The sequence below is a fragment of the Pseudodesulfovibrio indicus genome (genome assembly GCF_001563225.1).
Lineage (GTDB): Bacteria > Desulfobacterota > Desulfovibrionia > Desulfovibrionales > Desulfovibrionaceae > Pseudodesulfovibrio > Pseudodesulfovibrio indicus.
Window position 1 is genome coordinate 2,843,967 of record NZ_CP014206.1, and the last position, 13,207, is coordinate 2,857,173.

The following is a 13,207-nucleotide window of genomic DNA, read 5'->3' on the forward strand; positions in this document are numbered from 1 at the left end:
ACACCCCGGTCGCAACCGCGCATGGCCCATTGAAATCCCTCGGCCTAGGCCGTGCCTCCCCCCGTGGTCACGCTCACATCGGCGGCGATGACGCCGAGGACCTCGCCGGAAGGCGAAAAGAACGGACCGGACACGGTGATGCACTCCCGCCCGGACGCGGACGAGGTGTAGACGTCGGAGACGTAGAAGGTCCGGTTGTCGATGGCCCCCCGGAACCAGGGGCGTGCGCCCCACTCGGAACCGTAGGCCGAGGCGTCCTCGGCATAGCCCGACACCTTGCCGCCGATGTTGCTGACCGTCTGCACGCCTCGGGCGTCGGTGATGTAGAGCAGCTCCAGAAAGTCGTTCTCCTTGAGCGCCCTGCGCATGATCTCCTCCTGTCGGGACCGCTCGCCCGACTGGACCCCGGCGGCCCCGGCCATGCGGCCGATGATCTCCTGGACCTTGCCGCTGCCCACGGTGCGGAACACGCCGGTCATCAGGGCCAGCTCCTCCACGCGCGCGGACAGCTCGACCACGGCCTCGGCGGCCTCGGCCATGCCCTTGTCGGTCTCGAAGGAGATGGAGTGCACGGCGGAGATGGTCCGGGTGACCTCCTCGGAGGACACGGACTGCTGGGTGGACGCGGCGGCGATTGCGCTGATGCGCTGGGAACTGGTGCCGGAATGGGTCACGATCTCCTCCAGGGCGGCACCGGATTCGCGGGCCAGCCCGGCGGCTTCGTCGGCCAGCCCGGCCATGTCCTTGACCCCGTCGATGGTCCGGGAGACCTGGGCCTGGATGCCCTCGATGGCCACGCCCACGTCTCGGGTGGCGTCCATGGTCTTCTCGGCCAGCTTGCGCACCTCGTCGGCGACCACGGCGAAACCGCGCCCGGCCTCGCCCGCGCGGGCCGCCTCGATGGCCGCGTTCAGGGCCAGGAGGTTGGTCTGATCGGCAATGTCCGAGATGACGCCCATGATGGCGCCCACGCCCTGGGCCTGGGCCCCCAGACCGGCCACGGACTCCACCAGGGACTGCGAGTTGCGGGACACCGCACTGATGGACTCCTGGGTCCGGGTGACCACGGCCGAACCGGATTCGGCCAGGGACATGACCTGTTCGGCGTCCTCGGCGGCGGCGCTGGCGCTGGCGGCGGTCTCGCTGACCGCGGCGTTCATCTCCTCCATGGCCGAGGCGGCCTCGGAGATGAACCGCTGCTGCTCGGCGGCTCCGTCGCGCGCCTTGGCCGAGGCCGCGTCCAGAACGGACGAATGGCTGCGGATGGACTGCACCGAGTGCTCCAGGGTCCCGGCGGCGGAGAGCAGCCCCTCGCAACGGGCGGCCTCGCCCTGCCTGCGCGCCTGCTCCGCCTGCTTGCGGGCCTCGGCGCTCTGGGCCTTGGCCTCGGCGGCTACACTTTCGGCCTTTTCGGCTCGATTTTCTAACTCGCCAATGTAATTGACAATCAGGTTCAGACTTTCAGAAAGCTTGCCATAATTGTCACTTCCCGCCATGGGGAATTCCAAATCCCTCCTGCCCGATGCGGCCAGCCTGCAGAGATTCGTCAACGTGCTATATTTGTTATGGATAGTGCGGGCGGTCAGAAACCAGCAGCCCCAGCACGCCCCTGCCAGAACCAGGGCCAGCAACCCCAGACCCAACGGTCCGACGTCACCAAGGGCTGACAGAATTGTCACCTCACCCGCCGCCGCCACGGACGGCGTCAAGGCCACAAACGCGCCCAAGACCATTGGGACGCTAAAAATCACCGCCAGATAGTTGAACTTTTCCTTCATGGTTTCACTTGTTCCCCATATTTACTTGAAAACCGGAGCTGTGAATTTAGCAAAAGCCGGGCCACCATTGACGGGCGAACCGATTTCCGCACGTCCCTGGACCGGATGCCGGGGTGCGAACAAGAAAAAGGCCGGTCGCGAGGGGCGATCCCACCGCAACCGACCTTCGCAGTCAATTATGTATCCGGTCTACAGAAAGTCGGGATCGATGCCTGCCTTGCCCCCGGCCAGGATGAGCTTGAGATAGCGGATGGTCCGGTCGTCCACCGGGACGATGGGGAAGTTCTCGCGGCAGGCGTCGCATTGGGCCATGGCGGGCCGGGAGGGCGCGATGAGCGGCACCTCGCGGCTGCAATGCGGGCAGGGGTAGAGGAAGATCATCTCCATGGCCGCAGGCTTGACCGGAGTCAGGGGTTTTTTGCTTTCCGCCATCATTTTCCCTTTGTTATCAGATTCTTGCCGGTCATCTCCGCAGGCGGCTCAAGCCCCCACAGGGAGATGACGGTCGGGGCGATGTCGCCGAGGATGCCCTCTTCGAGGACCGCACCTTCGCACCCTTTCTCGATATACACAAGGGGCACCGGATTGGTGGAGTGGGCCGTGTGCGGGGTGCCGTCGGCGGCGAGCATCTGCTCCGCGTTGCCGTGATCGGCGGTCAGCAGCACGCGCCCGCCGTCGGCCAGGACCTTGTCCACGATGCGGCCCACGCAGCCGTCCACGGTCACGCACGCCTGTTCGGCCGCGCCCATGATCCCGGTGTGGCCGACCATGTCGAGATTGGCCAGGTTGCAGACGCAGAGGTCGTATTCGCCCCACTTGGCGATCAGGGTGTCGGCCACCTCGTCGGCGGACATCTGCGGCTTGAGGTCGTAGGTGGCCACCTCGCGCGGGGACGGGATCATCACCCGGTCCTCGCCGGGGAACGGCTCCTCGCGCCCGCAGTTGAGAAAGTAGGTCACATGGGCGTATTTCTCGGTCTCGGCGATGCGCAGCTGGTTCATGCCCCTTGCGGAGACGAATTCGCCCAGGGTGTTGTCGTAGCTCTCGGACGGAAAGGCGGTTTCCATGGGGAAGGAGGACTCGTACCGGGTCATGGTCGCAAATCCGGCCAGGTCCGGCACGCGGCTGCGCGAAAACTCTTTAAAATTCTTATCGAAGACGGCCCGGCTGATCTCCCGGGCGCGGTCCGCCCGGAAATTGAAGAAGAACAGGCCGTCGCCGTCCTTGAGCCGCCCGTCCACGCCGCTGACCACGGAGGGCTTGACGAACTCGTCGTTCTCACCCGCGTCGTAGGACGCCCGGATGGCGGCCAGAGGATCGTCGATGACCACGCCGTCGCCGTCCACCAGCGCCCGGTAGGCCACTTCCACGCGCTCGAAACGCTTGTCCCGGTCCATGGCCCAGAACCGGCCGCTGACCGTGGCGATGCGCCCCACGCCCAGTTCGGCCAGCTTGTCGGCCAGCTGCCCGACGTAGCCCAGTCCGCTGGTGGGGCCGGTGTCGCGCCCGTCCAGGAAGACGTGCACGAAGACCTCGGGGATGTTCCGGGCCTTGGCCATTTCGAGCAGCGCGAAGAGATGGTTGAGATGGCTGTGCACCCCGCCGTCCGAGATCAACCCCATGAAATGCAGCCGTCCCGAACCGGCCACGGTCCGGTCCATGAGCTTCACCAGGGCGGGATTCTCCTTGAGGGAGCCGTCCTCGATGGCCATGTCGATGCGGGTCATGTCCTGGTAGATGATCCGCCCGCCGCCGATGTTCATGTGGCCCACCTCGGAGTTGCCCATGAATCCGTCGGGCAGCCCCACGGCGCGGCCCGAACAGGTCAGCCGGGTGGAGGGATAGTCGGCCAGGAACCGGTCGAGATGGGGGGTGGCGGCGTTGCGTACGCAGTTGCCCGCGCCGTCCGGGGCGATGCCCCAGCCGTCGAGAATCAGCAACAGGGTCTTCTTGGGTTCGGCCATGTGTCTGTCGTCCATCAGGCGTCGAGTTCGATGCGGGGCGCCTCGGTCCACATCCCTTCGATGTTGTAGAATTCGCGCAGCTCGTCGAGGAAGACATGCACGATCACGTCGTTCAGGTCGAGGAGCACCCACTCGCCGGTCTTGTGACCTTCCATGCTCAAAAACTCGACGTTCTCCTCGGAGGCCATCTCCAGCACATGGCTGGCCAGGGCCTGGGCATGCTTCACGCCGCGCGCCGAGACCACGATGACCACGTCGGTGACCGAAGTCATCCCGGCCACGTTCATGGCGCAGATCCGTTCCGCCTGCTTGTCATCCAACCAACCGGCCACGAGACGGGCCTTTTCAGGGCTCTCCATCTCTTTGAATTTCTTTTCCTTATTTAGCAAATTACTTCCTTGTTTTTGGTGATGAATCGAAATTATTCTTCGGGGTAACGAGCCAGGAGCACCTCGTCGAGCCCACGCTTGGGCACGTGGTGTCTGCCGTCCTCGCCGGTCCAATACTTGATACTGCCGTCGGAGGGAAGCGGTTCCACGACCACTTCCTGGGCCGGAATGCCCAAAGCCAGGACCAGCAGGATCTCGAACCGGCCCGGCAGGTTGAAGATGCGGCCCAGCTTGCCCCGGTTGACCGTGGCGATGATGCACCCGCCGAGCCCCTTTTCCACCGCACCGAGCATGATGGTCTGGGCGGCGATGCCGTGGTCGCAGCCGGGCGTCTCGGCGATCTCCTTGTCCAGGACGATGACGATGTAGCCCGTGGGCCGCTGCCCTTCGTCCGGGCCGGCCCAATCCTTGAGATATCCCGCCCAGCCGAGCAGCGGAAATATCTGCGCGCACTGTTCCGGGTCGGTGGTCACCAGGTATTTGAGCGGCTGCTTGTTCATGCCCGTGGGCACGAACCGGGCCATGTCGACCAGCTCCACGAGATCGCCGGCCGGGATGGATTTCGACTGATCGAATTTACGCCGCGTCCTGTTTTGCTCAACCAATTCCCTTAGCGTCATGTTCACTCCATTGTTAGTTGCCGATCGCTCATTGTGTAATGCACTTTGGACCGGTCCGCAACACGGCCGAAGGGGCGCGACCAGCCGGTTGCCGGGCACAAACCCCTTGACGCTCCCTGGAACATGGGGCAGTCTTTCGTCTATGCAACAATACCTATCCTCGCGCTTTTCCTGGTTTACGGGCTCTCTGTAGGAGGCTCGTGGAAGATTCATGGCGCAGGAATGATGCCTTTAAGGAGACCACGGGCTTACGGAACCGTGGTTTTTTCATATGCACACCATGGCTGATTACAGGCCGCCCAAGGAGGTTGAAGGATGATCTACGACGTGAAGAACGAAACCCTGCCCAGGGAGGAGCTGGAGGCGATCCAGCTGCGCAGGCTCAAGGCGCTGTGTGAACGGGTTTACGCCAACGTCCCGTTCTACAAAAAGAAATTTGACGAGAAAGGGGTCAAGCCCCAAGACATCAAGAGCCTGAAGGACATCACCCTGCTGCCCTTCACCGTCAAGCAGGACCTGCGCGACCAGTATCCCTTCGGCCTGTTCGCCGTCCCCAAGGACCAGATCGTCCGCATCCACTCCTCCTCCGGCACCACCGGCACCGCCACCGTGGTCGGCTACACCGCCCGCGACATCGAAAACTGGGGCCAGCTCATGGCCCGCTGCTTCATGGCCGCAGGCGCCTCCGCCGCCGACACCGTGCACAACGCCTACGGGTACGGCCTGTTCACCGGCGGCCTGGGCGCGCACTACGGGGCCGAGGCCCTGGGCGCGACCGTGGTGCCCATCTCCGGCGGCGCCACCCGCAGGCAGGTCATCCTGCTCAAGGACTTCGCGCCGGACGTCATCTGCTGCACTCCCTCCTACGCCCTGTTCCTGGCCGAGACCGGCCTGGAGATGGGCATCGACATCCGCGATCTGCCCTTGCGCATCGGCATCTTCGGGGCCGAGCCGTGGACCAACGAGATGCGGCTGGAGATCGAGAAGAAGCTCGGCATCACGGCCATCGACATCTACGGCCTGTCCGAGGTCATGGGACCCGGCGTGGCCATCGAGTGCGCCGAGGCCCAGGACGGCCTGCACATCCAGGAGGACCACTTCCTGGCCGAGACCATCGACCCGGTGAGCGGCGAACCCGTCGGCCCGGGCGAGGAAGGCGAGCTGGTCTTCACCACCCTGACCAAGGAAGGCATCCCGCTCATCCGCTACCGGATGCTGACCGCACCCGCGAGCACAGCGCGACTGAGACCAGTGCATCCCCTGACCAGGAAGGCATCCCGCTCATCCGCTACCGGACCCGCGACCTGACCACCCTGAACACCACCCCGTGCAAATGCGGCCGCACCACGGCCCGCATGAAGCGCGTCACCGGCCGCTCCGACGACATGCTCATCATCCGGGGCGTCAACGTGTTCCCGTCCCAGATCGAGTCCATCCTCATCGAGACCGAAGGCCTCACCCCGCACTACCAGCTCATCGTGGAGCGCCAGGGCAACCTCGACACCCTGGAGGTCCAGGTGGAGGTCAACGAATCCCTGTTCTCCGACGAGATCAAGAGTTTACAGCGTGTGGAATCAAAGGTAACGAAGAACATCAAGGAATTCCTCGGCGTCACCGCCAGGGTCAAACTGGTCGAGCCCAAGTCCATCGAGCGCTCCATGGGCAAGGCCAAGCGGATCATCGACAACCGCAACAAGGGCTAAACCAGCCGATACACCAAGGAGAACACCATGAAAGCCGATCAACTCTCCATATTTCTGGAAAACCGGGCCGGTCGCCTGGCCGAAGTCACCCGCATCCTGTCCGAAGCGGGCGTGAACATTCGTGCCCTGTCCCTGGCCGACACCTCGGACTTCGGCATCCTGCGCCTGATCGTGTCCGACTTCGACAAGGCCAAGGACAAGCTCAAGGAAGCGGGCTTCACCGTGGGCCGCACCTCGGTGGTGGCCGTTGAGGTCAATGACCAGCCCGGCGGCCTGAACGCCATCCTGGGCATGCTCCAGGAAGCGGGCATCAACGTGGAATACATGTACGCCTTCGTGCAGCAGTCCGGCGACTCCGCCGTGCTGATCTTCCGCTTCGACCGCACCGACCAGGGCATCGAACTCCTCCAGAAGAACAACATCACCATCATCCCCGGCGACAAGCTCTGCTGCATGTAACCGGACGATACCCCGCGCAAACAAAAAGGGTGGAGGCCATGGCCCCCACCCTTTTTTCGCGCTCGAAACGGACCTAGCGGTACTGCTCCATGATCCGGTCGTAGACACCCTGCTCCCGGTTCACCCGGATCCGCTCGTTGATCGACTTGAGCAGCGGGATCATCTCCGGGCTCTTGCTGAAGGCGAAACGCAACTGCGAACGGCCCAGGGGGTCGGCTGCGACGTGATAATCCTCCGGGCGCAGCTCGATCGAGTTGCGGATGAGCCAGTTCACCGTGGCCCTGTCGAACAAGGCTACGTCCACCCGCCCGGCCTTGAGCATCCTGAGCAGCACCAGATCGCTGTTGACGTTGTAGCGGTTGGCCTTGCCCGACTCGAAGAGCGTTTCAACCTCGGGATAGTTGAACCCCTTGATGCAACCGATGGTCAGGCCGTACAGGGAGCTCTCGCCCCTGTACTCCACGGGATGCGCGCTGGTGGAATAAAGCACGGTCTCAAGGGTCATCACCGGCTCGCTCCACAGGAAATTTTCCGCGTCGTCCATCCAGTCGATGCATTCCAGCCGGGTGTACAGGGTATCGCCCCGCTCGCGGAGGGCGCTGCGGGCCGCAGGCTTCATGCTCACCACGGGCTCCACCCCGTCGGGCATGGAGGCCCGGAATATGTCCAGGGCCGCGCCCTGGGGCTCACCTTCCACGACCATCTCGAACGGCGGCCAACCCCGCGTGAACAAGGCGAAGGTAATCGAATCACCGGCTCCGACCGACAAGGTCGCTCCCAGGACGACAACCACAAGAAGCAGTGCGCAACCAATTATATTTCTTAACGATATATTCAAATATACTCCTATCCACAACCCTTTTGAAACAATAGGTAATTTCCTTTCAATACTGAAAAACCGCAGCCTGGAAAATAGCAATAAGCAGGATTTTCCGTCGTTATCAACAGCTTCTTAACAACTCTCCGGAAACGAACGCGGTTATCCGGAATCGTTGTTTAAAACAAAACCGGAACACGCTTGTTACGATTGCAAGACAACGCCGCATCCCGATGGACCCGGCCGGAACCCTCGCGTATACATGAATAATGGTCCAAATACGCCTATGGATGGAATTTGCGGTCCTGTTCGGTGTCATTCCGCTCTGCTACGCCATCGGGTGGCTGCCGCTGCCGAAAATCCCCCTGCTCCTGACGGTTTCCGGCGTGGCCCTCGCCTATCTCATCAAGACAAAAAATCTGCCGAAATCAGCTGTTTTCATCCAATTCAGAGAAATCAAGCCCTACATTCGGCCAATAATTCTCCGTTGTCTTGCCGTGACCGCCTTTTCCGTGGCCGCGGTGGCCGTTCTCACCCCATCCGAGCTGTTCGCCTTTCCCCGGTCGCGCCCTCTGCTCTGGCTGGCGGTGATGGGGCTCTACCCCATCCTGTCCGCCCTGCCCCAGGAACTCCTCTACCGGGCTTTCCTGTTCGCGCGCTATCCTCCCATCCTGCGCACGCCCGCCGCCCTGACCCTGGCCAGCGTCCTGAGCTTCGCCTTCCTGCACGTCGTGTTCGGGAACCCGGTGGCCGTGGTGCTGACCATCCCGGCAGGGTACGTCTTCACGCGGACCTACCGCGACACCGGCTCCCTGACCCTGGCCGCGCTGGAGCACGCGGCCTACGGGTGCATCGTCTTCACAGTGGGGTTGGGTCGCTTTTTCTACCATCCGGCCTGACGAAGACCCCTCTTTTCCCTGCAAACGGGTTGCCCAAAGACGGACAGCGGCTTATACTCTCCCATGCTCGGCTGAATCCCTAGCCGAAGACCAAGGCGGTGTCCTGATGGAAAGCGAAGTAGTAGACAGCAAGTTTTTGGAATCCATGGCAAAGCGCCGTCCGTTCATGAAGCGGATGTTCACCGTGTTCATCTCGCAGGAGCCCAAACGGATTCAGGACATCCGCAACGCGCTGAACGACCGCGACCAGGAACGGTTGCGGCATCTGGTCCACTCCCTCAAGGGCGGGGCCGCCACCATCGGCGTGGAGCGGGTGCGCGCCTGCTGCCTGGAGATGGAAAACGCCTCCAAGGCGGGCGATCTGGAAAAGGCGGCGGAGCTCATGGACAAGCTTGAGCTGGAGATTCGCCGCGCCTATGCCTTCATGTTCAAATACCTGGCCGAACACTAGACCGGCGCGATCGGTACGCATGCAAGCCCTCCGGCGGTCCGGGGGGCTTTTTTTGCGCTCGTGAGACTAGGGATTGAGCGGGGCGCGGCCCACCCCGGGCCAGATGCGGACCAGGCCGAATCCGGCGCGGATGAAGGTCCACAGGGCCGTGGCCAGCCAGATGAAGACCAGCACCTGCGGAGGATGGTACAGTTCCACGGCCAGCACGCACGCCCCGGCCACGATGGATGCCGCCAGCATGACGTTGCGCAAATAGCCGAAGTCGCCGGCCCCCCAATGGATGCCGTCCGTGGCAAAGGACAGGGACCCTATGGGCTGGCTCAGGGCGACCACGATCCAGCCAGGCCCGAACACGGCGTGGGCCGAGGGCGGCACCAGCAGCCAGGCCACCACGTCCGAACCGAGCAGCATGAGCACGCATAAAGCCACGCCCGTGCCGAAGCTCCACCAGCACACGGCACTGGCCACGCGGCGGGCGTTGGCCCGATCGCCCGCCCCCAAAAACCAGCCCACCAGCGACTGGCCGGTGATGGCGAAGGCGTCCAGGAACAGGGCCGAAAAGATGAAGAACTGGCGGATGGCCTGAAAGGCCGCGCCCTGGTCCGAGCCGAACCGGTTGGCGACGCGGGTGCACAGGGCCAGGAAGACCAGCACCGCGCCCGTGCGCACGAACAGATCCCCGCCCACGCGCATCAGCCGGGCCAACCCCGCGCCGCGCATGCGCCAGGTCAACCCCAGGGAACGGCGCACCGCCTCCAGGCACCAGACCGCGCCGATCCACTGGCTGATCGTGCTGGCGATGGCCGCGCCCGCCACGCCCATGGGCGCGACCAGCGGATTGCCAAAGATCAACGCCCAGTCGAGAAACACGTTGACCACGTTGACGCCCACGGCCACGTACAGGGGGGTGCGCATGTCCTGGACCCCGCGCAACCCGCCGAAACAGGCCAGGGTGACCAGCACCGCGGGCGCGCCGAGCAACCGATAATACATGTAGTCGCAGGCCAGATCGTTGACCTGCCCCTCGGCCCCGAACAGCCCGGCAATGGGCGCGAGGAAGCCGATGGACGCGAACATGATGGCCACCCCGATGCAACCGGCCAGGAAACAGGCCAGGGAGACCAACTTGACCGCGCGCTCGTGGTCGTTCCCGCCCTCTGCGTGGGCCACTTCGGTCTGGGTGCCGATGCCGAGAAAGGTGAACGCCCAGAAGATGGACGTGAAGGCGACCGTGCCCACGCCCAGCGCCGCCACCGGCTCGGAACCGGGCAGCCGGGCCACGAAGGCGGTGTCGGCCAGGCCGGTCAGCGGCTCGGCCACCAGGGAGAACAGGACCGGGACCGCCATGCCCACAAGGGTCCGGTTGGGTTTCCCGAGAAAGGGATGCTGTTTCAACGGCCCGACGGCTTGATCCCGCACGGCGTATCCTCCTGACAAGGAATTCCTGAACACAATGGGGGCGCAATGACAAGAGATGCTTTCCAATTCCCGTCATATTCTGCTATCTCAACCCCATGGAGAACCTGGAAACTTCCCTTCTGCTCGGCCTGGCCAGCCTCTTCTACACCGCCATGGAGATCACGGGCATCATCACCGCCATCATCGCGGTCCGGGAGACGCGCACCCCGCAGGGGGCCATCGCCTGGGCCATCTCCCTGGTCACCTTCCCCCTGTTCTCCCTCCCGCTCTACTGGATATTCGGCAAATCCAAGTTCAACGGCTACGTCGAGGCCATGCGCGCGGGCCGCGAGGAATTCGCCCGGCTCATCGGCGACCGGCACTCGGTGCCGCCGGTGCGTCCGCTGCACGATCGCAAAAGCCCCCACGCCCCCCGGACCCTCTTCGAGACCCTGGCCCGGGCACCGTTCCAGGGCGGCAACGACGTGAAGCTGCTGATCAACGGCGAACCCACCTTCCAAGCCATCTTCCAGGCCATCGAGACGGCGGAAAAGTACATCCTCATCCAGTTCTACATCATCCACGACGACGGACTGGGCAACCGGCTGAAGGAACTGCTCATCCGCAAGGCGGCGCAGGGCGTCCGCATCAGGCTCCTCTACGACGAGGTGGGCAGCTACCATACCCCGGCCGCCTACTGGAAAGCCCTGGAGGACGCGGGCATCGAGGCCCACCCCTTCCACACCACCAAGGGGCCGGGCAACCGGTTCCAGCTCAATTTCCGCAACCACCGCAAGATCGTGGTCGTGGACGGCCGCGTCGGGTTCGTGGGCGGCCACAACGTGGGCGACGAATACCTGGGCGGCAAGGACAACGGCTACGGCGGCTGGCGCGATACCCACATCCGCATCTGCGGCCCGGCCCTGCTCCAGGTCCAGGTCTGCTTCGGCAAGGACTGGTACTGGGCCACGAGCACCATCCCAGATATCGACCTGTCCATGCCCGACGCCTGCGGCGACGTGGAGTTGATCGCCCTGCCCACCGGCCCCGAAGACGCCCTGGAGAACTGCTCGCTCATGTTCATCCAGGCCATCGAATCCGCACGCGACCGGTTCTGGATCGCCAGCCCCTATTTCGTGCCGGACAGCTCGGTCATGAAAGCGCTCCAGATGGCCGCCATGCGCGGCGTGGACGTGCGCCTCATGCTGCCCATGAAACCGGACCACCTGCTGGTCTACCTGGCCGGGTTCTCCTGCCTCAAGGAACTCGCCCTGCCCGGCGTGCGCGTCTTCCGCTACGACGACGGATTCCTGCACCAGAAGGTCTTCCTGTCCGACGACAGGCTCGCGGGCGTGGGCACCGCCAACCTCGACAACCGCTCCTTCCGGCTCAATTTCGAACTGACCATGATCGCCGAAGACAAGACCTTCTGCCGGGAAATCGAACAGATGTTCCTCACCGACTTCGATCACTGCGTGGAAACCGAACCCGACGAATACGACCGCAAGAACCTCGTCTACCAAACCGTCATCCGCTTCGCCCGCCTCCTGTCACCCATTTTGTAATGCCGGGGGAAGAAATGCCTCCGGCGGCCAGAGGGGGGAAACTTTTGAAAAAGTTTCCCCCCTCTGGACTCCCCCCTTCCAAACTTTTCGTGTGCCTTCGGCAGGTCCGTACGAGCGCCGGAGAGCGTGCCCGATTAATCAATAAGAACAAACGACAAGAAGCACGTCTTCCCATCCCCCACAAACCTCGCGCAGCGACCCAAAAAGTTTCGGAAGGGAGATGGGGTTGGGGGGTCCAGGGGGGAAGGGGAAGAGGGAAACCCTTTTCTCAAAGGGTTTCCCTCTTCCCCTTCCCCCCTGGCCGCCGGAGGCAAAAAAAGGGTGGCGCATCCGCAGGATGCGCCACCCTTTGTATTTGGTCTCAGCACAGGCGACTAGAAGATATCGGCCATGTTGTAAAGTTTGCCGGGCTTTTGGTTGGCGAGCCATTTGGCGGCGCGCAGGGCACCGGCGGCAAAGGTTTCGCGCGAGTGGGCGCGGTGGGTGACCTCGATGCGTTCGCCCGGGCCGAAGAAGAACATGGTGTGTTCGCCGACCACGTCGCCGCCGCGCAGGGTCTGGACGCCGATCTCGTTTTTGGGGCGCTCGCCGATGATGCCGTCGCGGCAGTGCTTCTTGACGTCGTCGTATATCCAGCCGCGCGCCTCGGCCAGGACCTGGGCGAGTTTGAGGGCGGTGCCGCTGGGCGAGTCCTTTTTCATCTTGTGATGGGTCTCGACGATTTCCATGTCGTAATTTTCGCCCAGGGCGTGGACGAGCATGGGCATGATCTTGAGCAGCACGTTGATGCCCACGGACATGTTCGGCGCCCAGAAGAGGGGCACCTGTTTGGCGGACTCGGCCAGCTCGGCCTGCTGATCCGGGTTGAGGCCGGTGGTCCCGATGACCGCCGGGTTGCCGTTCTTGGCGGCGATCTTGGCCATGGCCACGGAGGATTCCGGGGCAGTGAAGTCGATGATCACCGCGCCCGGCACCTTGGGCAGCAGGTCTTCCAGGCAATCGGAAATTTCGCAGTCCTCGTAGTGCATGCCGTCCGCATTGCCCTTGCGCTCGCACGCGCCCACCAGGTTCAGCCCCTCGTCGGCCAGGGTCTGGTTGACCAGCATGTTCCCCATGCGGCCCTTGGCCCCGAGGATGACGATGTCCACAGTCATGAGACGCTCC

12 protein-coding genes and 1 pseudogene are annotated in these 13,207 nt (G+C 63.6%); 5 read left to right on the forward strand and 8 right to left on the reverse strand.

Features of this window, described 5'->3' with window-relative positions; genetic code table 11:
* Window positions 1-44: 44 nt before the first annotated feature.
* The 5 genes from AWY79_RS12915 to AWY79_RS12935 form a co-directional block, all read right to left on the reverse strand.
* Window positions 45-1,496 carry a methyl-accepting chemotaxis protein gene (locus AWY79_RS12915; RefSeq protein ID WP_233490922.1) on the reverse strand — a complete coding sequence of 484 codons (1,452 nt, stop codon included), beginning with the start codon at window positions 1,494-1,496 and terminating at the stop codon, window positions 45-47.
* 471 nt (window positions 1,497-1,967) lie between these two features.
* Window positions 1,968-2,210: a hypothetical protein gene (locus AWY79_RS12920; protein ID WP_199533819.1), complete on the reverse strand. Its 243-nt coding sequence runs from the start codon at window positions 2,208-2,210 to the stop codon at window positions 1,968-1,970.
* The gene (gene gpmI / locus AWY79_RS12925; protein WP_066807227.1) at window positions 2,210-3,742 is read right to left on the reverse strand and encodes a 2,3-bisphosphoglycerate-independent phosphoglycerate mutase; all 1,533 of its coding nucleotides are present in this window, start codon (window positions 3,740-3,742) and stop codon (window positions 2,210-2,212) included. The genes AWY79_RS12920 and gpmI overlap by 1 nt, the downstream gene beginning before the upstream one ends.
* 14 nt (window positions 3,743-3,756) lie before the next feature.
* Window positions 3,757-4,131 (reverse strand): ribosome silencing factor, encoded by a 375-nt coding sequence (rsfS, locus tag AWY79_RS12930; RefSeq protein ID WP_078063772.1) that lies wholly within the window; start codon window positions 4,129-4,131, stop codon window positions 3,757-3,759.
* A 32-nt stretch (window positions 4,132-4,163) separates the two neighbouring features.
* On the reverse strand, window positions 4,164-4,751 hold the full coding sequence (locus AWY79_RS12935; protein ID WP_066804669.1) for a nitroreductase family protein: 588 nt from the start codon (window positions 4,749-4,751) through the stop codon (window positions 4,164-4,166).
* 315 nt (window positions 4,752-5,066) lie between these two features.
* Between AWY79_RS12935 and AWY79_RS12940 the strand changes: the two are divergent.
* Both AWY79_RS12940 and AWY79_RS12945 read left to right on the forward strand, forming a co-directional pair.
* Window positions 5,067-6,454, forward strand: a pseudogene (locus AWY79_RS12940) (phenylacetate--CoA ligase family protein).
* A gap of 27 nt (window positions 6,455-6,481) precedes the next feature.
* Entirely contained in the window at window positions 6,482-6,913 is a 432-nt protein-coding gene (locus AWY79_RS12945) for an ACT domain-containing protein (protein WP_066804671.1), read from the forward strand.
* A gap of 73 nt (window positions 6,914-6,986) precedes the next feature.
* On the opposite strand, the gene AWY79_RS12950 is transcribed toward AWY79_RS12945, so the two are convergent.
* On the reverse strand, window positions 6,987-7,682 hold the full coding sequence (locus tag AWY79_RS12950) for a substrate-binding periplasmic protein (protein WP_133987359.1): 696 nt from the start codon (window positions 7,680-7,682) through the stop codon (window positions 6,987-6,989).
* A 338-nt stretch (window positions 7,683-8,020) separates the two neighbouring features.
* On the opposite strand from AWY79_RS12950, the gene AWY79_RS12955 reads away from it, so the two are divergent.
* Window positions 8,021-8,629, forward strand: a complete 609-nt coding sequence (locus AWY79_RS12955) for a CPBP family intramembrane glutamic endopeptidase (protein WP_233490923.1) — start codon at window positions 8,021-8,023, stop codon at window positions 8,627-8,629.
* A gap of 106 nt (window positions 8,630-8,735) precedes the next feature.
* Window positions 8,736-9,080, forward strand: coding sequence for an Hpt domain-containing protein (locus AWY79_RS12960; RefSeq protein WP_066804681.1), 345 nt, complete (start codon window positions 8,736-8,738; stop codon window positions 9,078-9,080).
* 66 nt (window positions 9,081-9,146) lie between these two features.
* Here the strand turns inward: AWY79_RS12960 and AWY79_RS12965 are convergent, their stop codons facing one another.
* Window positions 9,147-10,499: an MATE family efflux transporter gene (locus tag AWY79_RS12965; protein WP_066804684.1), complete on the reverse strand. Its 1,353-nt coding sequence runs from the start codon at window positions 10,497-10,499 to the stop codon at window positions 9,147-9,149.
* Window positions 10,500-10,594: 95 nt separating this feature from the next.
* Here AWY79_RS12965 and cls point away from each other — a divergent pair, with 95 nt between their 5' ends.
* Entirely contained in the window at window positions 10,595-12,043 is a 1,449-nt protein-coding gene (gene cls, locus AWY79_RS12970) for a cardiolipin synthase (RefSeq protein WP_078063773.1), read from the forward strand.
* A gap of 374 nt (window positions 12,044-12,417) precedes the next feature.
* Here cls and dapB read toward each other — a convergent pair whose 3' ends face one another.
* Window positions 12,418-13,197, reverse strand: coding sequence for a 4-hydroxy-tetrahydrodipicolinate reductase (dapB, locus tag AWY79_RS12975; protein WP_066804686.1), 780 nt, complete (start codon window positions 13,195-13,197; stop codon window positions 12,418-12,420).
* Window positions 13,198-13,207 lie beyond the last annotated feature (10 nt).